Origin of the sequence: Alicyclobacillus sp. TC, assembly GCF_016804365.1 — a bacterium.
Taxonomy (GTDB): Bacteria; Bacillota; Bacilli; order Alicyclobacillales; family Alicyclobacillaceae; genus Alicyclobacillus_I; species Alicyclobacillus_I tolerans.
In genome coordinates, this window is record NZ_CP044434.1 from 1,415,147 (window position 1) to 1,439,301 (window position 24,155).

The following is a 24,155-nucleotide window of genomic DNA, read 5'->3' on the forward strand; positions in this document are numbered from 1 at the left end:
TTGATACATGCTGCGAACCTTTATCTTTCGAGTCCGCACCCGCGACTCGCTGGAATTAGCACCTTGCACTGCTGCGCGGTTGCCGGGCTTCATTGGGCCAGTCCCTCTGCCACTCTTGATAAAGGTGTGATGTATGTAATTTTAGCGTCTTTTTTCAGTTGACTGCGACGCTAACTGCTGCTTGGAGATCAATAGACAACACAATTTTCTAAAAGCATAGCATAAAGCTTACGGATTGTCATTAGAGAGACGTTACCAGTCCGCCATCAATCAACAAAGATTGTCCAGTGGTATATCCATTGGCGTTCGAAACCAAGAAAGCGACTACTGCAGCAAATTCTTCTGGCGTTCCATAGCGACCGAAAGGAATCTTCGCCTGTGCTTCTTTTTGATAGGTTTCCATAGATTGGCCTAAACGTTGAGCCGCGATTTGATCGAGATAGTCAATACGGGCGGTATGAATTCTCCCTGGTCCAACAGCATTGATTAAAATGTGTTCAGGAGCTAAATCCGCAGCCAGTGTCTTACAAAGACTCACCACTCCTGTCCGAAAGACATTGGATAGTACAAGATTGGAAATGGGCTGTTTGACACTGGACGATGTAATAGCAACAATTCTTCCCCACTGTTTACGTTTCATATGAGGCAACGCCAGTCGAACGGATCGGACAAAGCTCATAAGCGTTAATTCGAATGCTTTTTCCCAGAGCGAATCTTCTGTCATCGATTGAAAATCACCCGCTGGTGGGCCGCCAGCATTTTGTACCAAAATATCTGCTCCGCCAGTTTTCTCTTGTACAAACGCAAACAACTGCTGCAAGGATTCAGCTCGAGAAACGTCGCAAGCGAAAGTAAGAATCTCGGCGCCGGAAAATTCATTGCGAATGTTTGCAGCAGCGGACTCAATTTTTTCTGACGATCGCGATGTCATGACAACACGCGCACCTTCCGCAACCAGTTGCCTTGCCACTGCATAACCCAGACCTTCACTTGAAGCCATAACAAGCGCCGTTTTTTCCTGTATACCAAGATCCATTTCATAACCTCCTTGAATGTCTCATTTGAATCATTCAGTAGTGGCGATAGAATCAGTTTGAAGAAAAGGCCATTCAGGGAGGACAACTCCCCGAATGGCACTCATGGGCAGGGCTCAGGTAGAACGACGTGCCAGATGACGCAAATTGGCGCGATGAATCGCTTTCCAGGGAATAGGCGTCACTTGGGCGTTATCCATTTCCTGATTGCTGTGGCTAACCACATTCTCGAACCGATGATTCATTCGCAAAGCCCCTGGCATTGAGAATGCTTGATTATGGTTCTCGGTGTGTTGATTGGCCATGACTACACCCCCCAAATGTAAGTTAACCACGGTTAACAAAAGCTATCCGAAAAAGTCTATGAGTCTTAGACCCCAGGCAGATTTTTTTGTTCATTAAGCACAGGAAAGCGTACACGTTCATTCAACCATTTTGCCACATGCCCAATTTCGATTCGCTCCTGATTCATGGTATCTCTATTGCGAATAGTCACTTTACCGTCTTCCTCAGTTTGAAAATCGACAGTAATACAATAAGGTGTACCGATTTCGTCATGCCTTCGATATCTTTTGCCAATAGAACCTGAATCGTCAAAATCGCAAGAGAAATCATTTCTCAATTCATGAAAAATGGTCTCTGCCTGACTGGAAAGTTTCTTTGATAAGGGAAGTACCGCACATTGAAATGGTGCAATGGCAGGATGAAGATGGAGAACAACCCGTGTATCATTTTCCGCGACTTGTTCTTCTTCATAGCTATCAGCAAAAATGGCCAAAAACAACCGATCTACTCCTAATGAAGGTTCAATACAATAAGGAATATACGGCTCTTCACCTTCTTCTTTCACTAAAAAATCTTCGTGAGAATATTCGGCGTGTTGACGCAAGTCGTAGTTGGTACGGTCGGCAATCCCCATCAGTTCTCCCCAACCAAATGGAAATTGATATTCAATATCCGTTGTTGCAGCGCTATAGTGGGACAACTGTTCCTTTGCGTGGTTACGAAGACGCAAATTGTCTTTTTGTAAACCTACAGCAATCAACCATTCATAACAAAAATCTCGCCAATATTCAAACCAACTTAAATCCGTTCCTGGTTTGCAAAAAAATTCTATCTCCATTTGCTCAAATTCTCTGGTTCTAAAAGTGAAATTGCCGGGAGTAATTTCATTTCGAAAACTCTTTCCTATCTGGCCAATGCCAAAGGGAATTTTTTTCCTCATAGTTCTTTGGACATTCATAAAATTCACGAAGATACCCTGCGCTGTTTCTGGTCTTAAAAAAATTTCATTGGAACTTTCTTCTGTCACACCTTGAAATGTTTTGAACATCATATTAAACTGCCGCACGGGCGTAAAATCTTGCGCTCCACAATCAGGGCATTTTACATTCCATTCTTGAATGAGTCGCTCCATTTCTTGAAACGGCAAACCATCTGCCGATATTTCTTGACCTTGTGCTTCAGCTGCTGATTCAATCAACTTATCCGCTCGATGACGTGATTTGCACTGTTTACAGTCAATCATGGGGTCGTTAAAGTTGCCCACATGTCCGGAAGCAACCCAAACTTGTCGATTCATGAGAATAGCCGAATCCAGTCCAACATTATAGGTGTGATTCTGAATAAACGTTTTCCACCATACTTGCTTAATACGATTTTTCATTTCGACTCCAAGCGGCCCGTAATCCCAGGTATTCGCTAAACCACCATAAATTTCTGAGCCAGGGAAAATAAAACCTCTACGTTTGGCAAGAGAGACTAACTGTTCCATGGTAACGGGCATGCTGGTTTCCTCCAATTTCTCTGCTTTCTTTATTGTGGATATGATACAGAAGAGTAGCAACTCGTGCAATTCAATACCAGTAAAAAGTTTAGAATAAAGAACATTCAATGTATAATAGAGCCCGATCGCGTCTAAAGGAGTCGATGAAGGTTTTGGATATTCGCATGGTATTTCTCGACATTGATGGAACTTTGTACACTGAGGGACAGTTAATTGATAGTGCTGTTCAAGCTGTACAGCAATTACACAGAAAAAACATCCCTGTTTCACTCTGCACCGGGCGTTCCTATATTCATGCGAAAAACATCCAATCTGCTTTACAGATTCAAAACGGTGTATATTTTAATGGCAGTTTGGCTATAGCCCAGCAAAAAACCGTCTACTCGACGCCTTTTTCCACTGAAACGACCCAATCGCTGATCGACCTGTTACAACAGTACGGCCATCCTTTTATCATGCATACAGACTCTCGCGTGCTTTCTTTTAATCAAAATTATCTTCCGTACAAAGAGATTTTAGATGCGTTCCATTTTCCCGAAATCGAAATTTTATTAGAAGATCAATGGGATATTCATTCATATCCGATTTATCAGTTTAACGGATTTTTTGAAAAAGATTGGGATTCACTGATTGAACAATCCGCCACTGACTGTTTCGTCTACCGTTGGGATAATCAGGCTGTAGATTTGCAAATTCTCCATAGTGACAAACATTTAGGTGCTCTTAGTATTCTGCATGAATATAAGATTGATCCACAGCATGCCCTGCACATTGGTGATGGTGGAAATGATATTGGTATGTTTCATGCACTTGGATATTCAGTAGCTATGGGAAATGCCTCCGTGGACATACAAAATGAAGCAAAAATGGTCACTCTTCCCGCTGAAGAAGATGGTGTCTATCATGCGCTGCGCAACTTGAAACTCATTGAGTAAATCCATTCGTCACAAGTTTATAAAGCTATTTTTTCTTCCATTCCTCGTCTACAGCAAAAATCTGCTCAATCATTGGCTCTTGCTGTAATGAAAATTTCACAGGATGAACCTAAAATTTTTTCAAAGGGAAGCTGAACTCTCTTTCAATTGGCGCAAAATTTCACGTAAGGCAACCGTACGATGAGAATGTTGATTTTTGAATTCTGGAGGCAACTCAGCAAATGTGTGATGCAAAGGAGGGTAATAAAAAAGCGAATCGTACCCGAATCCTCCATTACCTTGCTCTTTGCGAAGAATCATACCTTGCACCTTCCCCTCACTTGCAGCCATCACATTGCCATTTGCATCGACTACAACAAGTGCAGCCACAAAATAGGCTTGACGCCTTTCATCTGGAATAGCTTCCATCTCCATGAGAAGCTTTTGACGATTAGCCGCATCATCGCCATGTTTCCCTGCAAAACGGGCAGAATAGATACCCGGTTTGCCTCCAAGTGCTGGTACCACCAATCCTGAATCATCCGCCAACACAGCCATCTGGGTATGTAAAGCATAGAAACGCGCTTTTTGAAGAGCAATTTCCTGGAACGAATGACCTGTTTCCGGCGCCTCCTCCACATGTACCGGAAGTGGTAACAAGTCATATGAGTTACCCATCATAGCTTGGAATTCTTCGAATTTGTGCTTATTTTTTGTAGCCACGCAAATTTGCAGAAAAAAAACCTCCATGTAGATATTTGAATTTTATAAAATACCACAAGATTAAAGGTTAGAAATGGATTGTAAGGATTCGTGAATATCTAGATGAGCCACAGTTGCTCCACTCAAACCAAACCACGATTGTAATACCGTATTCATAAAAGATTCCTGACCTGTCGTATAAAACATATGCCGAGACTCAGAAGTTCCGTTGGCGAGCATCTCTCTTTCACTCAGAAACGAATGGACTAACTGAGTGACAGAACGCGCAGAGGAAATAGTTTGGATGCTAGGACCGATTACTTTTTGAATACTTTTTTCTAATAAAGGGTAATGCGTGCATCCTAAAATGAGCGTATCAATTTTTTTTTCCAAAAGAGGTTCAAGTGATTGACGAACTATAGATTCTACTTCTGCTCCATCCCACTTCCCCGCTTCCACCAGCGGAACGAAAGCAGGACAAGCTTGAGAATGGACAATCGCTTCTGGCAACAGTTGGTGCACAGCCTGTGTGTAAATACATGATTCTATAGTTAACGGCGTACCAATGACGCCTATTCTCTTCGAAATGGAATGGGATACAGCCGCTTCAGCACCCGGTTTGACAACACCTAATACAGGGATGGGGAGATGCATTTGCAAATAACGCAACGCAACCGCAGTGGCAGTATTACAAGCAATAACAATTAACTTAACACCTAAAGCACAAAAATAATTACAGATTTCAACGGCATAGCGCCGAACTTCATCAGCGTGTTTTTCACCGTAAGGACAACGAGCGTGATCGCCCACATAGATGATAGATTCATTCGGCAGAGCACGAATGATTTCTGTAGCCACAGTGAGACCGCCAATGCCAGAATCGAACACTCCGATAGGCGCGTTGCTGTTCAACATATTTTCCTCATTTCTCTTGTGGATGTTATCCTTTAAACTGCACCTCTTCCGACATGCGCCTGTTCAGGAGTTCGAGGACTTCCAATATGCGAGATTTTTCCTCTGCAGAGACAGCTTGCAAAACAGATCCAAGGTAAGCCCTCCGAGCATCGAGGACGCGCTCAATTAATTCTGCACCGTGAGCCTTCAATTGAACTCGTACTACCCGGCGATCTTCCGAATCGCGCATACGAACAACAAAATCTGCTCTCTCCAAGCGATCAACAAGGTCAGTTGTTGTACTGTATGCTAAATAAAGACGATTGCTCAAATCACCAATCGTCAATTCGCCGTCTCGATTTAGAATCACCAACGCATCGAATTGCGGAGGCGTAATGCCATACTGTTCTAAAAGAGACCGCCCGCGCCGTTTGACAATGCTATAAATCTGACGCAGGCAAAATTCTATTTCTACCACGTCATCCGGAAAGTTAGGCATGGGGTTCTAGCACCTCAATTTCATTCTTGACAGGGTGACAGATTGAAGTGAATTGTATCATCTGCGCTTGACGAGATCAACGAAACACCACCTCTGCCCGCCTCAATATTCCCTCTAAGGAACAAGCAGTGTAATGCCTCCATCCATGCGAATGGTTTGACCTCGTATCATTTCTGCTTCTTTTGATGTCAAAAACAGTGCCAAATGAGCCACATCTTCGGAAGTGACCATCCGATGATATGGAAGTCGCTCTTTCACTTGCTCCCAAGTACGTTCAATTTCCGGAAAATGTTCCAAAGCGCCTGTTTCTACCGCTCCTGCCGAAATTGCATTCGCGTTAATGCGCTGCGGCGCCAATTCGATGGCCAGATAGCGAATCAGAGATTCAATGGCTGCCTTTGAAGCTCCAACAGATGTATAAAAGGGAAAAACGTGATCGGACCCAAACGAAGATATGGCCAATAAACTACTTCCTTCAGCCATCAAGGGCACTGCACGCTGTGCAGCTATGAGCAGTGAACGAGCATTGACATTTTGCGTCCAATCCCAACCTTTGACATCCACGTCTAACGCCTTACGATTTCGTCCAGAAGCCGCATTATGCACATAGACATCCAATTTGCCGTAATATTTTTCAATCTCGTCAAACATGGAATGAATTTTATGTTCTTCAGCAAGGTTAGCTTTGACCATCAGCGCCCGTCTGCCCATTTTCTCCACTTCAGCTACCACTTCGCGTGCTGCTTCGCCGTTGCGAAAGTAGTGAATGACTACGTCAGCACCTTCCTGTGCATAAGCAAGTGCCAGCTGTTTCCCAATCCCTCTTGAACTCCCGCTCACGCAGACTACCTTATCTTTATACCGCCGTTGTTGGCTATGGCTGCTCATGCCAATCGTTTCCCCCTCGCTTTGTAAGCCGCGCATGCACAACTCATTCAGTGGGTTTTACCACTATTCTGCCGGCACTACGGGTGTCTGTTTCAAACACCTGTGGCAATTCATGAAGTGTTGTTACACGCTCAATCATTGCGTGACTATTGAGAATCCCTTGTTCCGCCATAGAAATGAGTTCTACAATTTCAACCTTTTCTGAAGCATAACTGCCCGTAACCGTAATTCCTTTGCGAACAAACTGTTGCATCTGAGCAATCTGGACGTCCCCATCGTGCATGCCCAGAACCATCACTGAACCGCCAGGACGAACAAAATCAAGCGCTATTTGTAACGAGCGAGAATTTCCGTAGGTATCCAACACCACATCAACTCCACCGCCCGACCAACGTCGAATCTGTCTACCCAGTGCGCGCGCATCCGTTTCCAGACTTTCCACCTGTTCGGCTCCAGCCCGTTCAAACAAAGCTAAACCTTCTGTGCGACTCGAAAGTCCCATGGCCCGCACACCCAGTACGTGCAAAAGCATCACAGCCGCTACACCCAGTCCTCCGGCACCAAGCACTAACGCCGTCATGCCCGCTTCAAGATGAGATTGACGAATTGCGTGATAGGGTGTTGCAAAAGCATCCACCAATAGAGCAGCAACTTCTGGAGTCAATCGGACACCATCATAAGGAATCAATTGTGATTTCGGCACTTTGACCAATTCAGCATAGCCGCCCCACATCTGATAACCAATGACCTTTTGCTGAAGACAGAGATGATGGTATCCTGTTTGACAAAGTCGACATTGCCCACAAGGTACAAATGGGTAGACCAGCACGGATGAATGGACTGAAGAAGCGTTAGCGTCGCAAATCCTGCCCGCAATCTCATGACCTAACACTGCCGGAACAGGAGAACCAAATGGTAAGGGCATCCGACCCTCAACCACTTGACGATCGGATCCACAAACTCCACACGCTTCAACTTGAACAAGCACTTCCTCGGAAGTTAAAACCGGATCGTCCACCGTATCCACATACAGACCCTTTTCTTGAGAAAAAAGGACAGCCAGCATGGTTTAAGACTCCCGTTTTTGCCGATCACGTTGACGAGCGGCAGTCAACATAGATTCGACAATGGTCATTTTCTGCATCTCAGCCGTGCCCTCTTCAAACCAGAGTGAACGAGCATCGCGATAAAGTCGTTCTACCGGACTGCCTACCATATACCCTACGCCGCCATAGAGAGCAAGTGCCGCGTCAGTAACTTCGCCTACCATTTTAATGGCGTGCGCCTTGGCCATGGAAGCTTCAACAGAAATCGTTTCACCGCGATCGTACTTATGAGCCGCATCCAAACAAAGCAGTCGTCCAGCCTGAATGGAGATGGCCATCTCGGCCAGGCGCATCTGTACCGCTTGACGGCTAGCCAAAGCTTTGCCAAATGTGGTTCTGCGTCGAACGTGCAAGAGCGCTTGCTGCAACGATTCTTCTGCTACCCCAACTGCACTCTGGGCAATACAGGCACGGCTCTGATCGAGAAAACCACGCAACGCCAAGTCAAATCCTTGTCCAATTTCACCCAATACATTTTCCTCAGGAATTCGACAGTTGCTAAAAGTTAGAATGCCGTGCGTGCTGCCTTTGTCACCCATCATTTGTGGTTGCATTTCTATATGTAAACCGACCTGATGCCGCGGCACAATAAACGCTGTTAATCCCTGACGGCCAGCATTGGCATCTGTTTTAGCAATCACGACAAAAATAGTCGCTTCGTCAGCAAAGGTGATTAAATGCTTGCGGCCATTCAAAACAAACTCGCCGTTTTCGTAAGTTGCAGTGGTGCGTAAATCAATCCCTGTGCCGTTGTCTGGCTCAGTTAACGCAAACGCCACCAAACATTGTCCGGATGCTACTTGTGGCACCCATTCTTTTTGCTGTTCTGGGCGACCGTTACCAACAGTTCTCCAGATACTGTTGTAGGCATGCACCACCATGCGAATGGAACCGTGACAGCGAGCTACCTCTTCTAAAATCGGAAAATACATGGCCAGAGGCAAACCTTCTCCTCCAGCCCACGTCGGTTGTGTCAAACGGTGAAAACCAAGCTGGCGAATACGCTGCCACAACTCTGGAGGAATTTTCTCATCACGCTCAATCTGCTTAGCCCATTCCACAGCCTCTTCAGTACGAAACTGAATAACTCGTTGACGGATAGCTTCCGCTCTCTCCTGAAGCAAAGTGCTTGTCTCCTCAACCAAAATGGATTCTCCTCTCCATCAACATTCTCACTTAACGATGCTAGATTTCTTTTACTTAAGTAGACTTGGCTATTTATTAAAGAGCTAACATCTGGCGCAACTCTTTCTTTTTGATTTTTCCGGAATGCGTCATCGGCAATTGTTCCATAATTTTTAATCGATCTGGAAGTTCAAACTTGGCTAATCCAGCCTCAGATAAAAACTGGCGTAACTCGTCCAATTGCAGAGTGGTTCCTTCATGAAGAACTACACAAGCTACTGTATGTTGGCCCAGCGTTTCGTCAGGCGCACCAACTATAGCCACTGTTTGAATGGAGGGATGGGCGGCGCACACATCCTCTACACTCTTTGGATCAATCTTTGTACCGCCACGATTGATAATATCGTCAGCACGTCCCATAAATATATAGCGGCCTTTTTCATCTTGGCGAAACAAATCCCCAGAGTGAAACCAACCTTCACTATCCCATTGGCGCGCCGAAGCCTCAGGATTATCGTAGTAACCTGCACTGAAATTAGGTCCTCTTGCCCACATCTCCCCAGGTTCTCCTGGTTGAACAGGCTGGTATTCTTCGTCCATTAGCACAATCTCGATACCGGGTACCGCTTGACCAACGGTTTTACTGATGGCTTCAATACCATCATCAGGCCGCGTGCAACAAGCCACAAAACCTTCTGTCCAACCAAACATGCCGCCGACTACAATGCCAGTTTCCTCTTGCAACCGTTGCAAAATGGCACTTGGTACAGGTGCGCCAGCATAAATGAAAAGTTTTACAGACGAAGTATCAGCATCCCGCAATTTAGGCGCACTGGCTACATGAATCAGATGGGGCGGCGCACCACAAAGAAAAGTGGGCTTTTCTTTGGCAATCCATTGCAGAACTCGACTCACGGCAAAACGCTCCATCAATACCATTCGCCCACAGGTGGCAATAGGCATCATCACGCCAACCAACATCCCTGTTTGGTGACAAATCGGCGCCATATTCAGCGTGGCTAAACCCCTTTGAAAACCATAAATTTGCGCATAAGCCCGACAAGACCATAAGTAATTGGCGTGTAACTGCACAACTCCTTTCGGCGATCCGGTTGTGCCCGATGTAAACACCATGACAAACGGATCGAGCGGATCTGGACGAAATTCATCAAGTAAGGAACGATTTTCCGGCGTAGCGCTGCAAAGTTGTTCAAAAGAACGAACCGGCAAGGATGGGGAGGATTGTGAACCTTGGAGAATGACGTGCTCTAAGCTAGGCAACTGTTCTTTGACAGCGAGCGCTGTTTCAATCAACGACTCGCCGCGGAAACTTTCTGCCACAATCCAAATCTTAGCTGCTGACTTACGCAAGCTATACACTAATGCCTCGCGACCTAAATCGGTTTGCAAAAGAACCGCAACGGCTCCAATTCGAGCGGCGCCAAAAAGAGCTACAACATAGTCCAAACTGTTTGGCATCTGAATAGCTACCGCATCACCTTTACGAACTCCAAGTTGGAGGAGAGAGGAAGCAACAGATTCCACCTCCCGCCATAACTCAGCATAAGTCAATTGCCTTTTTTCATCACGATGCAAAAGGTCAGGCGCAAGTCGGGCATTTTGTTCTAAAACATCAACAAATGATTCTTTGGACCATATATTCTGCTGCAGATAATGTTCTGCCCGTTCTTCTGTCAAGACCATGCCTGGAAATCGCTTCATAGCCCTGTCTCCTTTTTATTTCGCAATAACCTGCCATCAATGATCAGATATGGACAGTCTCCCTTTGAGGTACTCCACTACACCAGACACCGTGCTCAAATGATTGAAATCCGAATCAGGGATTTCCAAATCAAATTCATCTTCAAAAGCGATGGCCAACTCGGTTAAATCCAAAGAATCCGCGCCGAGATCGTCCACATAATGATTTTCTGGGCGAATGGACTCCACATCCACCTGTAATTGATTCGCTGTTACCTGCTTGACACGACGAGTGATTTCTTCCACTGTCCACTGTTCTGCCATATTGAAAACATCCTTTCCTTGTATCAAATGAATATTTTCTGTCTATCTTCAAAAACTTTCAAATCCGCCAGTGAGAAGCGTCAAACCGCCGTCAATGCGGATAGTTTGTCCAGTGATAAAACGAGATGCGTCACTCGCCAAAAAAACGGCTGCATCGGCTACATCCCTTGGATTGGCCAACCTTCCGAGTGGAGTGTGACGAATCACATCTTTACGATACGCTTCGTAATGATTGCCGCCATAATAACGAGCTGAATCTGTGTCCACAACGCCCGGATTCAAAGCGTTGCAAGTAATGTTTTGCGATCCATACTCAGCAGCAATATATCGAACAAGCGATTCCAGCGCAGCTTTGGCACTTCCTAAAACTGCGTAACGCGGTAAGGTAAAGTCACTGCCCATACTGGACATGGCAATGATTCTGCCATATGAGCCTGTCATGAGCGGCACAGCCTGCTGCACGCAGATGACTAAACTATGTAACACCATTTTATAGGTGCGCTCCAAATGATAATCCTTTAATTCTGCAATGGATTTAAAGGCACTGGCGGCTGCGTTTGCTACAAACACATCCAAACGTCCCCAACGTTGGCGAATCTCTTTAAACATTTGCTCAATCTCTTCTTGCGATTCCATCTCTGCCCGCAAAACCAGACAATCTCTGCCCATTTGACGAATTTCTTCAGCAGTCTCATGAGCGGCAGCTTCATCACGACGATAATGCACTGCCACGTCTGCTCCAGCCATTGCCATAGCTAAAGCTGTCGATCTGCCAATTCCCCGGCCGCTACCCGTGATAAGAACTTTTTTCCCGGATAGTCCAAAAGTTTGCATATACTTTTCTGACCCTGGATTCATGAAAAGTCCCACCCTTCCTACTCTTGATTTACAAAGCGTACGCCGCTTCAAAAGCTTCACGCATCGCTCGAACTGCATTCAATTGACTGGCGTCCTTGGCACCACCCACTCGAAAAATGGGTATGCGTTTAGCTAATACTTCGACATCGAAAGAAGATGTTTCCTGGCCTGTGCAGAGAATAATTTGATCGGCTTCGAGAAGTTTTTCTCCTTCAGGAGTCTGACCCCATAAACCTGTTTCGCGAATTTCTAGCGGTTGAAATTGCTTAACCAACTTGACTTCTGGACGATTTAATTCTCTGCGCACAATCCAGCGTGTCGTTTTGCCAATGCCTGTTGCCCATTTGTCCGATCGCGACACAAGCGTAATGGTTCTTTGTACAGGAACACTTACTTCCGTTACGTCATACTGCTTTGCAAAGCGACTCACTTCGGCAGGAGGTGCGGCGGTTTCCAGTAAATACTTGGTTACATCACAACCGATTCCTCCCGTTCCTAGCACCAAAAGACGCTTGCCAAGGATGACTTGTCCAGTCAAAACTTCAGGATAAGTGACCACGTGCGGCAATTCAACCCCTGGAATGGAAGGAATGCGCGGATGGACTCCTGTAGCCACAATCACTGCATCAAACGAGGTCAATTCGCTCGCATGGACATTGTGCGACAAACGCACTTCCACATGCAATTGCTGCAACACATGCTCAAAATAACGCAGTGTTTCATAAAACTCCTCTTTGCCAGGGACACGTGCCGCTAAGCGGAACTGTCCACCAAGTTGCGCTTGACGTTCAAAAAGCACCACCTGATGTCCACGAGAAGCAGCGGCTCTTGCAGCTTCTAAACCAGCAGGACCTCCGCCTATCACGGCAATCTTTTTCTTTTTTTGAGCAAAAATAATTGGATAAAGACTCTCTGCGCCAGTACGCGGATTCACCATGCAACTGACTGGCTGTGGAGGTTGAGCCATTGTGTGATCCAGGCATGCTTGATTACAAGCCACACAGACGTTTAAAAGCTGCCGTTGCTGTGACAATGCTTTGTTAGCAAATTCTGCATCAGCAAGCCAGGGTCTAGCTGGTGCAATAAAATCTGCCCAACCTTGAGAAAGAATGTGTTCAGCTACTTCTGGTGTATTCACGCGATTCGCAACAAGAATTGGGATATTCACCACTTCTTTTATACTTGCTGCTACCGTTGAAAATGCTGCTCGAGGCACTACAGCAGCCACCGTAGGAACCTGAGATTCATGCCAACCTATGCCAATATTCAAAGCATCTACGCCAGCCATTTCTAAACATTTGGCAAATTCCAAAGTTTCATCAGGGTTCGTGCTTCCCGGCATACAATCTAGGCCAGACATTCGAAAAATCAGCGGAAAATTTTCTCCCACCTGTTCACGAATGGCTCTCACAACCTCCAAGCTGATACGCATTCTGCCAGCTAACGAACCGCCATATTCGTCCTTACGGTGGTTTGTCAACGGAGAAAGAAATTCGTTCAGCAAATATCCTTCAGACCCCATCACTTCAATGGCGTCATAACCCCACTTTTTCGCTTTCAGAGCTCCACTAGCAAATGCCTGGATGGTTCGTTGAATATCATCGATTGACATTTCCACAGGTGTCTCACGTGTCCAATTGGATGCTATAGCGCTTGGGGCATAGGACGGCATACCTGTCTCTTTAGAAAAAGCATAGCGTCCAGAATGAAATAGTTGCATGGCTACTTTGCCGCCAACTTGATGGATTCGTTGAACCAATTCAGCAAGAAAAAAATCGTGTTCCGAATCGGTGAGACAAAACATATGGTCCCCACCGCCTTCAGGCAACACAGCGACTCCGCCAGTGATCATCAATGCAGCGCCTCCCTTGGCGCGCTCTTCGTAAAAAGCAACGAGACGTTGAAAGACTTCAGGCTCTGCCTCTAACCCTAGATGCATAGAACCCATCAATACACGATGTGGCAAATGAAGTGTGCCAATCTTCCCAGGATTTTTCAAATTTGAAAACTCATTGATCTGCTCTGCAGAATATGACATGGTGGCCCTCCTGCAATTGAAAATAGCAAATATAGGGTGTAAGATATTTTTCGATTTACAAAATATCTGATTCTCAATCTCGACGATCCTCTCTATGAAAAGGACTATACTATATTTTGGCGTAATTTTATAATCAGGTCATAAATTTTTGCCCAAAAATTATCATCAGGTACTAAAAATCTGTGGTTATTCATAGGAGTAGAACAAGGGGGATAGGTCAGATGATGGAAAACCTCTTCCACCATTCCGGATTTCTTGAATCTATAAAGCAGCACGTGAGAAAATTCCCTACCAAAACTGCTGTAGTGGATATCAGCAACCCTCAATCGATAACTATGAGTTATCAAGAATTGCAAGAGACTGCTGAAACGATTGCTGCTAATCTGCTGGCCAAAGGTCTGAAAAAAGGCGAAGCGGTTGCCTACCAATTGCCAAGCGGATGGCAATTTATCGTGATCACCATGGGAATTTGGTATGCTGGCGGCGTGCCATGCCCACTTTTGCCCTCACTTCGCGAACGTGAGGTTCGGTTTATTCTGGAGCGTTCCCAAGCTCGCTTTTACATTTACCCGGATACATACAGAAACTTTGATTACAGCCAATTGGCGCATTCCTTAGAGGACAAATTTGCAGATCTGCAATTCTTCTGCATTCCTCAGTCAGAACAAATTCCTGCGCTCTCTTCACTAGCTGGACTCGCTGATCCACTTGATCACGAGTACCATTTGCAACCACACGCCCCTACCCTGGACTCTATTGCTCAATTGTTATTTACATCGGGTACAACAGGAGAACCCAAGGGAGCTTTGCATACTTTTTCCACATTGTCTTATGCTTTGTTTCGCCATACGCAAACTTTACGCCTTTCTCACCAAGACGTTATTTGGGTTCCTTCGCCGCTGGCTCATCAAACCGGTTTTCTCTACGGCATGATGCTTTCACTCTTCCTTGGCGCCACTGGCGTGTATCACGCTGCATGGCATGTGGAGAAAGCCAAACAGGCCATTGAGAAGGAAGGAGCCACATTTGTACAAGCGGCCATGCCCTTCCTCTCGGATATCACACATATGTCAGAGCCACCACAGGGATTGCGCATTTTTGTGGCAACGGGCGCCGCTATACCAAGACAATTAGCTGATTTAGCCAAACAAAAGCTCGCTTGCAAAATTGTTGGCGCATGGGGTTCAACAGAAACCTGCTTAGTTACGGTTGGTCATCCGGACGATCCGGTTGAAAAACTCTGGGGCACGGATGGACGAGTCATGGAAGGAATGTCTATTCGCGTAGTCGACGAGAATGGACAAGTTCTCCCCCTGGTACAGAAGGTAATTTCCAAGTCAAAACACCCGCTATGTTCATTGGTTATCTGCATCGCCCCGATCTTTATGAGGCTGCTTTGACGAAAGATGGTTATTTTGACACAGGCGATTTAGCCATTGTGGATGAAGACGGATTTATCAAAATCAGTGGTAGAAAAAAAGACATCATCAATCGTGGTGGAGAAAAAATTCCGGTAGCCGAAATTGAAAATCTGCTTTATACGCACCCTTCTATCGCTGATGCAGCTTTGGTCGCCATGCCAGATCTTCGTCTTGGTGAACGTGCTTGTCTCTTTGTCGTTGGCAAAGAAGACAGCCAGCCGTTGAAACTGGAGGATATTACAGGATTCTTACAACAACAGGGTGTTGCTAAAATTTATTGGCCAGAACGTCTCGAATGGATTGCTGAGATGCCTCGCACAGCCAGTGGAAAAATCCAAAAATATTTGCTTCGTCAGCGGCTTCAAGAAAAGTCACTCGACGCATAAAAAAACTGGTTAAAAGTGGACAACGCCTTGGAAAGGATGAAATCAGATTGCAAGATGAGATCTCTTTTCAACAAAAACTCCAAGAAGTACAGGATTTTGTTGCCACACGCGGCCGCCTCTTCAGTGAACAAATTGAGGCTTCTGGACATGTTGATAAAAACGTCATTGAAGAATTGCGCCAGCGAGGCTACTTTCGCTTAACTGCTCCAGAAAATCTAGGTGGTCTGGGTTTCAGTATGCATCAATACCTCGAGATGCTCTTTTATTTTGCTCAGCTGCACGGTTCATTGCGGGTGCTTATTCACGTGACCAACAGTTTATGGCGATCACTTGCATCTAAAGCAAGCCAACAACAGTTAGAAAACTTTGTCCGACCTTTTGTCAACAGTGAAAAGTGGATTACTTTTACTCTCACGGAGCCCCATTCCGGATCGGGAGCGGACTTAAAAACAACTGCCCGGCGCGATGGAGATGACTACCTTCTGAACGGGGAAAAATGGATGATTATTTTTTCCGATTTAACAGATTACTTTTTACTTTTCTGCCGTTTGGAAGATAGCCAGGGTAGCGAAGGTACGCTTGCCTTTCTGGTCCCCCGTGACTCGCAAGGATTAACCATCGAACTGATGCAAGATGCTATGGGAGTAACTGGAACACGTCACGGACATCTATACTTACGTGACTGTCGTGTTTCTGCCAGTATGCGACTTGGAGAAGAAGGCGACGGACTAACCGTAGCTTTTCAAGGTTTTCTAGACCCTAGCCGTTTAGCGATTGGCATGACTTGTGTGGGACTTGCAGATCGAGCCTTGCAATTAGCTGTGCAGCATGCTTCAAAGCGAGTAACATTTGGCAAAACGCTTTTGGAGCGCCCCACCATTCAAATGTGGATTGCGGAAATGGCTACGGATATTGAGGCTGCTAAACAATTGGTGTTTAAAGCTGCCGCAGATTTTGAATCTGGCTTAACCATTGCTCGACAAGCCTCTATGGCCAAACTTTTTGCATCTGAAATGTTGCAACGCGTGACTGATTTGGCCCTGCAAATTCATGGTGGAATTGGGTATTTCAAAGGAGAGATGGAGCGCATCTACCGCGATGCTCGAATGTTACGCTTTGAAGAAGGTACCTCAGAAACACAGAAAATGACAATTGCTCGCAGCGTTATTCGACAGTACCGTCAAAACCAGTCATAAAACTGATTCGCCACAGTAATTCAACTTGAATGGAAGAGAGGCAGAACACATATGTCAAAAATCCCCTACCCATTAGCAAGCCGTGAGAACCATCCTGAGAATAGTGTGGTACAAGTGGGTGATATCCAGATTGGCGGAAAATCTGCAACTATTATAGCTGGTCCATGCTCTGTAGAATCTAGAGACAGCTATGTGGAAATCGCTATTGAATTGCAAAAGGCAGGCGCACAAATTTTGCGTGGAGGTGCTTACAAACCACGTACTTCTCCGTATTCTTTCCAGGGTATGGGTGAAGAAGGTCTGCGAATTATGGCCGAGGCAAGCGATATTACAGGATTACCAACCATTTCAGAAGTTATGGATGTAGAAACGCTGCCCCTCGTTGCACATTATGTTGACATACTGCAAATCGGCGCAAGAAATATGCAAAATTATCCTTTATTAAAAGCTGTCGGAAAAACCAAAAAGCCAGTCATGCTCAAACGAGGTCTAGCGAATACCATTGAAGAATGGCTAATGTCCGCAGAATATATTTTATCAGCAGGAAATCCTTCTGTGATTCTCTGTGAACGGGGAATTCGCACGTTTGAAACAGCTACTCGTTTTACATTGGACTTAAACGCCGTTCCAGTCATAAGAAAACTCTCTCACTTACCTATTTTAATCGATCCGAGTCATGGAACAGGACATTCTGGATATGTGCCTGCACTTTCTCGGGCTGCTATTGCTGTTGGCGCAGATGGCATTATGGTGGAGGTACATTCCAATCCTGCCGAAGCTCTTTCTGATGGTCCCCAGTCGCTTACAGTTGAAGAATTTCGCAGACTTGCTCCGCACATTCATCAGCTATCCGACTTTTGCCAACCCTTCTTCGAAGAGGCGAAGAATGCGCGGACTGCGAAAATCAGCGTCTCATGACGCAACATTAACGTTTAAAGGAAGCTGCTCCATCATCCACGTAAAATTCGTGACCGTTGACAAATGAGGCTTCATCGCTAGCAAGAAATGCGACAACTTGGGCAACCTGCTCCGCAGTGCCAAACTGTTGTCGCATTTGCGCTTTACGCACATAATTCCATACGCGTTCATCTTCACGCCACCTGTCAACGAGTGGCGTATCTATCATACTCGGAGCTATAGCCACTACTCGGATATTGTATTTAGCCAAATCGAGTGCAGCCGCCTTTGTCATGCCGACTACTGCCGCTTTCGTTGCGTGATATGGCAACTGTCTACGATCAGCCAAGAAAGCGTAGATAGAGGCTGTATTGATAATTACTCCGCCACGCTCCTTCATAACCGCCGCCGCCGCTCGAATGCCGTAAAAAACCCCATTTTGATTGATGGCTACTGTACGAAGATATTCTTCCAACGGCATCTCCAATAAGTCCAGTTTACCTTCCCCAAATATTCCAGCATTGTTAAACATAATATCAAGTTGCCCATAGTGTTTTACAGTGGTTTCAACTAGTAACTGAACGCTTTCATAGGAAGAGACATCTACCGGAACAAATATAGCTTTACCGCCTTTAGCAAGAATCTCATCAGCGATTTTTTTTCCTCGTTCTTCTTGAATATCTGCTACCGCAAGTGAAGCCCCTTGTTGAGCAAGCAATTTAGCACTGGCCGATCCGATTCCACCGGCAGCACCAGTGACTATGGCAACTTTCCCAGCAAATCTTTGCATATTCATGAGCTACTCCTTATCTTTAACCATATTTTCAAATAACTGAATACGCGTTCTCCATTCCTCGGGTATAGGTAGAGGTTTCTGCGTTTCCAGATCCATATGCACATAGACAGTATGAGCACGGACGAGCACATCTTGATGGCGTTTAATTTCAAAATCTACTTGCAGGCTTGTCCTTCCCATCGATACGGTGCGAACGCCAATAGCCAGTTCTTCATCGTAACGTGCAGAAGAGAAAAACTCTAATTCCGTTTTGACTATGACTGTATTGCGCATTTCTCCTTGGTGAACGGCGACTCCTCGCCTTATGTATTCTGCAAATGCTACGTCAAGATAAGTTAAATAATGCGCGTTGAAGACCACGCGCTGAGCGTCTACTTCATCCCAACGCACGCGCAATCGATGATGAAAACGATAATGATTCAAGATAGATCACTTGCCCCTGCCTGGTAAGTTTATTCCTCTGTTATCTTACACGATTCTTTGCGTTGCAACGACATGGATTTTTCGGCTGGGGGCTTTTATCAAGAATGATCCCCTACAGATGGTTGTAGGGGGTCAAGAGTTCAAATTGATAATTCTCCCATACGTACAAGTTCCACAACCGCTTGCGAACGACCCTTTACATTCAATTTTTTCATCACATTAGAAATGTGATTTCTCACTGTTTTTTCGCTCACGAATAGTTGGGACGCGATTTCTTTTGTCGTTTTGTCCTGTACTAATAATTCAAAAACTTCTCGTTCGCGATTGGTGAGCAATGACTTGGCACTCGCCTCTTTGCCCGAAGACATTTCGCTTATCCCTCCCTGCCGCATCGAGTACAAGAGCGGGATACAGTCAGGGTATAGTATGTGAGACTCGATTTCTCTGTGCATGCCCTCATCAACATAGGCGGAACTGACATATTGTATGATAAGAAGGGTTTTGTACACATGCGAGGAAATGTAATGCTCTAGAAAGTAAAATCCATTTGACTTCAGTAATACAGGACGAAGCAAGAGCTTCTATTAAACGTGTGTATAGGAATGCAAATAAGGGGGAACATGCATGACAATGCCGATTTCACGTCGGCCTTTGGGTAATTCTGATACTTTTCTGTCGGCCATTGGCCTTGGATGTTGGCAATTTAGTCTTGGCAAAGGACTGGTGGGAAAGTTTTGGGATGTTCTAGACAAAGAACGCATTCAAGAAATTGTGGATGAAAGCCTTCAGAATGGCATCAACTGGTTTGATACAGCAGAAATATACGGACGAGGAGAATCAGAACGCGCACTTTCACAAGCACTCCTAGCCAACGGGTGTCAACCGGGAGAAGTCTTTATTGCTAGCAAATGGTGGCCGATAGGTCGTCGCGCCAGCCATATTCTATCATCTATTCAAGAACGTCAAGAATGTTTGGCGCCTTATCCTATCGATTTATACCAAATTCACCAACCGTATGCTTTTTCAAGCATTCGAAGTCAAATGGATGCTATGGCTAAATTAGTCGAAAAAGGAGCCATCCGATATGTCGGCGTAAGCAATTTTAACGCCAAGCAAATGCGAATAGCTCATCAAATATTAAGTAAATATGGTATCAAGCTAGTTTCCAATCAGGTAAAATACAGCTTACTCGATAGAAGAATAGAACGTAATGGCATTATGGACGTTGCAATGGAATTGAAAATAAGCATTATTGCCTATTCGCCCCTTGAACAAGGACTCTTAACTGGAAGATTTCACGAAAATCCCAGTGCGTCAACAACGCTATCCGGTCCACGCAAATTTCAGGGCAAGTTTAAACGTCAAAATCTGTTAACCACCAAACCTCTGATTGACGTTTTACGATCACTTACTGAAAAATATCAAGCTACTGTCAGCCAGTTGGCACTCAATTGGCTCATTACGGCTCATGGAGAAACTGTACTGGCTATTCCTGGTGCTTCAAAAGTCAAGCAAGCCCGTGACAATGCTGGTAGCCTTCAGTTTCAATTAGAACCGGATGATATAGAGAAAATTGATAAAATCAGTAAATCTATCCAAAACAGATAGTGAATTTTTCTCTGTTTTTCTCTCAGGTTACAACCGTTTGAAAAGATAAGAAGCCCTTAACTTTCGAGGGCTTTTCATCTTTTCCAAATTAAGTATTCAACGCCTGCCTTCTCTACTTTTCAAACTGCGGAAAATAGGACTCTTGTATCTAATTTATCGAGCCGTTGTACCACCATCTACAGCTAGAATTTGTCCAGTGACATAATCGGAAGCTTGACTGGCTAGAAAAAGAGCTGCCCCTTGCAAATCGCGATCTGTCCCATAACGACGAAGTGGAATACCTTGCAAAATAAAATCCCCCCGATGAGCAAGCACATCTTTTGTCATTTTGGTTGGGAAAAATCCGGGTGCTATGGCATTGACATAAATTCCATAGCGAGCCCATTTGACTGCCAAATCTTTCGTCAGTGTAACAATACCACCCTTACTGGCGTTATAAGGTACTGCGTCAAGTCCTTCAGGATCCGTTCCGCGCAATCCAGCAACTGACGCAATATTGATAATTTTTCCCCTGCCCTGTTGCTTCATTTGTCGGCCCGCAAATTGTGACATCAGAAATGTACCTGTTAAATTGGTATCAATGACTTTCTTCCATGCATCCAGAGGAATATCAAGAGCGGGGGCCCCCCAAGAAGCACCAGAATTATTCACCAAAATATCTAGACGGCCAAATTTTTCAAGAGTAGCTTCGACAACTCGCTGAATGGACGCTGATTCAAGTATGTCAAGCTCCATCCCTTCAGCCTGAAATCCTTTTTCCGTAAGTTCCCGAGCAGCCTGAAGGCAATTTTCAACTCGTCGAGAGCAGAGCACAACCGTTGCTCCTGCTTCCGCATAAGCTTCTGCAATTTGCAATCCGAGTCCACGTCCACCTCCGGTGACTATGGCAACTTGACCATCCAATCGAAATAAATTCAATACGCTCATTCACGAGCCCTCCCGACCGTTAGTTAGAAATCGTTCTAAACGCTTTCATTGTGCCATAGACAACAAGCTGCTGGGAAGTCAGACAAGAACAAATTTTATTCTCCTCTTCCTAATTCATCGACAAGAGAATATAATAAAATCGCGTTTCAACTTGTAGTGATGTTATATCGTTATGATATTTCCATACATCAACAAGTCAAGAAACCAAAATGATTTGAAACGAATCTTGAAAATCTAAAAAATGACTCTTCATGAGGAGGTGAATTGGTATTGCGTGGTGGCGTACCCATGTATCAAAAAATTAAACGCCAATTGATCGAACCCATTGAACGTGGCGAATGGCCAGTGGGCCATCCTCTGCCATCAGAAGCCGAATTATCTCAACAATTTCAGGTCAGCCGAACGACGATTCGACAAGCTATTGGAGATTTGGTCTCGATGGGCTATGTCACTCGGCAGCAAGGGAGAGGCACGTTTGTCTCGCAAGCACGGCCGCATATTACGGCAACCAAACTGTATGGCTTTGCAGAAGAATTGAGACAGCGTGGTGAAGAGGTTCAAATTCAAATTCTTTTTATGCGTGCATTTCATTTCATAGACAAAAGTGAAATTGTCCTTCCTTGGACATTGGATGGTCAAACATGGGAACTACAACGGATTGCTCACATTGATGGGCAGCCTGTTTTTTGGGAAACCTCATATCTGCGGTTGCCAAATGACTTAAGCGTAGCTTCTTGGGAAGAAGACAATACTTCATTTGAAAATGTTTATGGATATTTTGAACGTTGTGGCGTTAGAATTGCTTCCGGATTGCAGACGATTCACGCCGAAACAGCCATGGAAGAGACTGCCGCCCTATTACAGGTAGCAATTGGCTCTCCCTTGCTCGTAGTAGAGCGCATCACGCAAGATGATACGGGTGATCCTGTTGAGTACTCTATTGTCAAATACCCTGCCGCTCTCTATCGATACGAAGTGAAATTGTTGCGCCAGGAGGATAACTTTTCCATATCCTGAGATATTCAGAAGCTTCTTTACAGACCCATTCGTTTATTCGTCTCTTTGACAGAAAGGAATGTGAAGGTTGATGCATACCCCGCCAAGCGTTACAACAGAACCCAATTCGCCTCACAGAAAAAGTTTTTTCGATCATTTACCGCTTCCTTCAGTCCGTAACCGTAAAGGATACCACTGGTTTGTGGTTGGAACCGTTTGTATAGGCGCTTTCATGGCTGCGCTAGATGCAAGTATTATTAATATTGCCTTGCCCACCATGCAAAAAAGTTTTCAAGTAACCATGGGCGCTGTCGAATGGGTAAGTTTGACCTATCTTTTAACGCTTGCTGCACTCATCATACCGCTCGGAAGAATGGCCGATATTTTTGGACGACGCTGGATGTATGCCATTGGTTTTAGTGTTTTTATCGTTGGTTCATTTCTTTGCGGCATTTCTCCAACGCTCGCCATCATGAACGGAGCGCGAGTTCTCCAAGCCATTGGCGCCGCTATGCTACAGGCCAATAGTGTAGCCATCATTACTGCCGCTACTCCTTTGTCCGATCGCGGTAAAGCCATCGGTATTCAGGGGAGTGCGCAAGGAATTGGTTTATCGTTAGGTCCTGCCATAGGTGGAGCCATCCTCTCCACCATTGGTTGGCGTTGGATCTTTTTTGTCAATGTACCTGTAGGTATTATTGGTACATTGTTGGGTATTTTGCTCCTGCCAAGAGATGAAGAACGCAAGGAGAAACGAGAACCTTTTGATATCTGGGGAGCTATTGTTCTCGCCCCTACCCTGGTTGGCATCATTTATTTTGTCAAAGAAGGCCAAAGCGCCGGATGGACGTCTCCAATTGAACTGGTTGCACTGATTGTTGGCGTTCTGGGACTGATTCTTTTTATTGCAATGGAATTGAAGAAAAAAACTCCTCTATTGGATTTGAAACTGTTTAAATTCCCGCAAATCACGATTGGAAATATTACTGGCGTGCTGTCTTTTGCAAGTATGTATTCCGTCACCTTGCTCGGACCTTTCTTTCTCGATCGCGTTATGCATCTTGAACCATACCAAGCTGGACTTCTGATGATGATCGTTCCGATTGGTATGACCATTTTTACACCCATATCTGGAATTTTAGCCGACCGCTATGGAGCTCGTATATTGACCGTTTCTGGAATGGCAGCAACGATGTTGGGCGGGCTAGCATTATTTTTAGCGAGTGGAACGCTCACCTATCCAATGCTGGTTGTGGGACTGTTTTTAGTCGGTTCTGGGCTCGGCCTGTTCACTCCGCCCAATAATGCGAGTGTTATGAATGCATCTCCCAGAAATCGATTAGGAGTAACTGGCGGCATTCTCAATATGGCAAGAACACTTGGCATGAGTCTTGGCGTTACACTCGGTGGTGTTTCCTATGAGGTAATGCTCTCTTTGCAAGGCATTCATAATGAATCGACAGCTACCCTGTCCGAAATGAACATTGCCTACCACCAAGCCTTTTTGATCACTGGTGCTGTGGCACTCATTGCTATGTTCTTGTCTTTCAGTAAACGAGCCGCCAAAAAAGTAGAAGAAGCGGCGTAAAGATTTCCTGAATTCCCCTTCTCCTCATGAGGATATTCGACCTGGTAC

The 24,155-nt window shown here is 45.2% G+C and carries 25 protein-coding genes and 1 riboswitch; of the genes, 8 read left to right on the forward strand and 17 right to left on the reverse strand.

Going from position 1 to position 24,155, the window contains the following annotated elements:
* Window positions 1-17 precede the first annotated feature (17 nt).
* A riboswitch (SAM riboswitch) is annotated at window positions 18-125 on the reverse strand.
* A gap of 116 nt (window positions 126-241) precedes the next feature.
* From FY534_RS06895 to FY534_RS06905, 3 genes are all read right to left on the reverse strand, one after another.
* Complete coding sequence (locus tag FY534_RS06895) at window positions 242-1,036, reverse strand: SDR family oxidoreductase (RefSeq protein WP_203114105.1); 795 nt, start codon at window positions 1,034-1,036, stop codon at window positions 242-244.
* A 114-nt stretch (window positions 1,037-1,150) separates the two neighbouring features.
* Window positions 1,151-1,339: a hypothetical protein gene (locus tag FY534_RS06900; protein ID WP_072873157.1), complete on the reverse strand. Its 189-nt coding sequence runs from the start codon at window positions 1,337-1,339 to the stop codon at window positions 1,151-1,153.
* Window positions 1,340-1,404: 65 nt separating this feature from the next.
* On the reverse strand, window positions 1,405-2,820 hold the full coding sequence (locus FY534_RS06905) for a glycine--tRNA ligase (RefSeq protein ID WP_203114106.1): 1,416 nt from the start codon (window positions 2,818-2,820) through the stop codon (window positions 1,405-1,407).
* 152 nt (window positions 2,821-2,972) lie between these two features.
* Here FY534_RS06905 and FY534_RS06910 point away from each other — a divergent pair, with 152 nt between their 5' ends.
* Entirely contained in the window at window positions 2,973-3,755 is a 783-nt protein-coding gene (locus tag FY534_RS06910; RefSeq protein ID WP_238413430.1) for an HAD family hydrolase, read from the forward strand.
* Between the two features lie 120 nt (window positions 3,756-3,875).
* On the opposite strand, the gene rdgB is transcribed toward FY534_RS06910, so the two are convergent.
* The 10 genes from rdgB to FY534_RS06960 form a co-directional block, all read right to left on the reverse strand.
* A complete protein-coding gene (gene rdgB / locus FY534_RS06915; RefSeq protein WP_072873154.1) occupies window positions 3,876-4,484 on the reverse strand; it encodes an RdgB/HAM1 family non-canonical purine NTP pyrophosphatase in 609 nt (202 codons plus the stop codon).
* Window positions 4,485-4,517: 33 nt separating this feature from the next.
* Window positions 4,518-5,351, reverse strand: coding sequence for a glutamate racemase (murI, locus tag FY534_RS06920; RefSeq protein WP_072873153.1), 834 nt, complete (start codon window positions 5,349-5,351; stop codon window positions 4,518-4,520).
* Between the two features lie 25 nt (window positions 5,352-5,376).
* A complete protein-coding gene (locus FY534_RS06925; RefSeq protein ID WP_072873152.1) occupies window positions 5,377-5,829 on the reverse strand; it encodes a MarR family winged helix-turn-helix transcriptional regulator in 453 nt (150 codons plus the stop codon).
* 114 nt (window positions 5,830-5,943) lie between these two features.
* Window positions 5,944-6,717, reverse strand: a complete 774-nt coding sequence (gene fabL, locus FY534_RS06930; protein ID WP_072873151.1) for an enoyl-[acyl-carrier-protein] reductase FabL — start codon at window positions 6,715-6,717, stop codon at window positions 5,944-5,946.
* Between the two features lie 43 nt (window positions 6,718-6,760).
* On the reverse strand, window positions 6,761-7,783 hold the full coding sequence (locus FY534_RS06935; RefSeq protein ID WP_203114108.1) for a zinc-dependent alcohol dehydrogenase: 1,023 nt from the start codon (window positions 7,781-7,783) through the stop codon (window positions 6,761-6,763).
* A 3-nt stretch (window positions 7,784-7,786) separates the two neighbouring features.
* Window positions 7,787-8,968 (reverse strand): acyl-CoA dehydrogenase family protein, encoded by a 1,182-nt coding sequence (locus tag FY534_RS06940; protein ID WP_238413432.1) that lies wholly within the window; start codon window positions 8,966-8,968, stop codon window positions 7,787-7,789.
* Between the two features lie 76 nt (window positions 8,969-9,044).
* A complete protein-coding gene (locus FY534_RS06945) occupies window positions 9,045-10,670 on the reverse strand; it encodes a class I adenylate-forming enzyme family protein (protein WP_203114109.1) in 1,626 nt (541 codons plus the stop codon).
* A 36-nt stretch (window positions 10,671-10,706) separates the two neighbouring features.
* Window positions 10,707-10,973, reverse strand: coding sequence for an acyl carrier protein (gene acpP, locus FY534_RS06950; protein WP_072873147.1), 267 nt, complete (start codon window positions 10,971-10,973; stop codon window positions 10,707-10,709).
* A gap of 48 nt (window positions 10,974-11,021) precedes the next feature.
* Window positions 11,022-11,831, reverse strand: a complete 810-nt coding sequence (locus FY534_RS06955; RefSeq protein ID WP_238413433.1) for an SDR family oxidoreductase — start codon at window positions 11,829-11,831, stop codon at window positions 11,022-11,024.
* A 28-nt stretch (window positions 11,832-11,859) separates the two neighbouring features.
* Window positions 11,860-13,869 (reverse strand): oxidoreductase, encoded by a 2,010-nt coding sequence (locus FY534_RS06960; RefSeq protein ID WP_203114110.1) that lies wholly within the window; start codon window positions 13,867-13,869, stop codon window positions 11,860-11,862.
* Window positions 13,870-14,090: 221 nt separating this feature from the next.
* Between FY534_RS06960 and FY534_RS06965 the strand changes: the two genes are divergently transcribed.
* The 4 genes from FY534_RS06965 to aroF are packed head-to-tail and all read left to right on the forward strand — an operon-like array spanning window position 14,091 to window position 17,790.
* The gene (locus FY534_RS06965) at window positions 14,091-15,269 is read left to right on the forward strand and encodes an AMP-binding protein (protein WP_370541517.1); all 1,179 of its coding nucleotides are present in this window, start codon (window positions 14,091-14,093) and stop codon (window positions 15,267-15,269) included.
* On the forward strand, window positions 15,266-15,676 hold the full coding sequence (locus FY534_RS15000) for an AMP-binding enzyme (protein ID WP_370541518.1): 411 nt from the start codon (window positions 15,266-15,268) through the stop codon (window positions 15,674-15,676). The genes FY534_RS06965 and FY534_RS15000 overlap by 4 nt, the downstream gene beginning before the upstream one ends.
* A 47-nt stretch (window positions 15,677-15,723) precedes the next feature.
* Window positions 15,724-16,872: an acyl-CoA dehydrogenase family protein gene (locus tag FY534_RS06970; RefSeq protein ID WP_238413434.1), complete on the forward strand. Its 1,149-nt coding sequence runs from the start codon at window positions 15,724-15,726 to the stop codon at window positions 16,870-16,872.
* A gap of 51 nt (window positions 16,873-16,923) precedes the next feature.
* Window positions 16,924-17,790 carry a 3-deoxy-7-phosphoheptulonate synthase gene (aroF, locus tag FY534_RS06975; protein ID WP_072873144.1) on the forward strand — a complete coding sequence of 289 codons (867 nt, stop codon included), beginning with the start codon at window positions 16,924-16,926 and terminating at the stop codon, window positions 17,788-17,790.
* Between the two features lie 7 nt (window positions 17,791-17,797).
* On the opposite strand, the gene FY534_RS06980 is transcribed toward aroF, so the two are convergent.
* From FY534_RS06980 to FY534_RS06990, 3 genes are all read right to left on the reverse strand, one after another.
* The gene (locus FY534_RS06980) at window positions 17,798-18,559 is read right to left on the reverse strand and encodes an SDR family NAD(P)-dependent oxidoreductase (protein WP_072873244.1); all 762 of its coding nucleotides are present in this window, start codon (window positions 18,557-18,559) and stop codon (window positions 17,798-17,800) included.
* 9 nt (window positions 18,560-18,568) lie between these two features.
* Window positions 18,569-18,988, reverse strand: a complete 420-nt coding sequence (locus tag FY534_RS06985) for an acyl-CoA thioesterase (RefSeq protein ID WP_072873143.1) — start codon at window positions 18,986-18,988, stop codon at window positions 18,569-18,571.
* Between the two features lie 140 nt (window positions 18,989-19,128).
* Window positions 19,129-19,356, reverse strand: a complete 228-nt coding sequence (locus tag FY534_RS06990) for a helix-turn-helix domain-containing protein (protein WP_072873142.1) — start codon at window positions 19,354-19,356, stop codon at window positions 19,129-19,131.
* A gap of 256 nt (window positions 19,357-19,612) precedes the next feature.
* On the opposite strand from FY534_RS06990, the gene FY534_RS06995 reads away from it, so the two are divergent.
* Window positions 19,613-20,596, forward strand: a complete 984-nt coding sequence (locus tag FY534_RS06995) for an aldo/keto reductase (protein WP_203114111.1) — start codon at window positions 19,613-19,615, stop codon at window positions 20,594-20,596.
* 153 nt (window positions 20,597-20,749) lie between these two features.
* On the opposite strand, the gene FY534_RS07000 is transcribed toward FY534_RS06995, so the two are convergent.
* Window positions 20,750-21,523 carry an SDR family oxidoreductase gene (locus FY534_RS07000; RefSeq protein WP_072873141.1) on the reverse strand — a complete coding sequence of 258 codons (774 nt, stop codon included), beginning with the start codon at window positions 21,521-21,523 and terminating at the stop codon, window positions 20,750-20,752.
* Window positions 21,524-21,787: 264 nt separating this feature from the next.
* On the opposite strand from FY534_RS07000, the gene FY534_RS14920 reads away from it, so the two are divergent.
* Together FY534_RS14920 and FY534_RS07010 are read left to right on the forward strand one after the other, a co-directional pair.
* On the forward strand, window positions 21,788-22,540 hold the full coding sequence (locus FY534_RS14920) for a GntR family transcriptional regulator (RefSeq protein WP_203114112.1): 753 nt from the start codon (window positions 21,788-21,790) through the stop codon (window positions 22,538-22,540).
* A 70-nt stretch (window positions 22,541-22,610) separates the two neighbouring features.
* Window positions 22,611-24,107, forward strand: a complete 1,497-nt coding sequence (locus FY534_RS07010; protein ID WP_072873242.1) for an MFS transporter — start codon at window positions 22,611-22,613, stop codon at window positions 24,105-24,107.
* Window positions 24,108-24,155 lie beyond the last annotated feature (48 nt).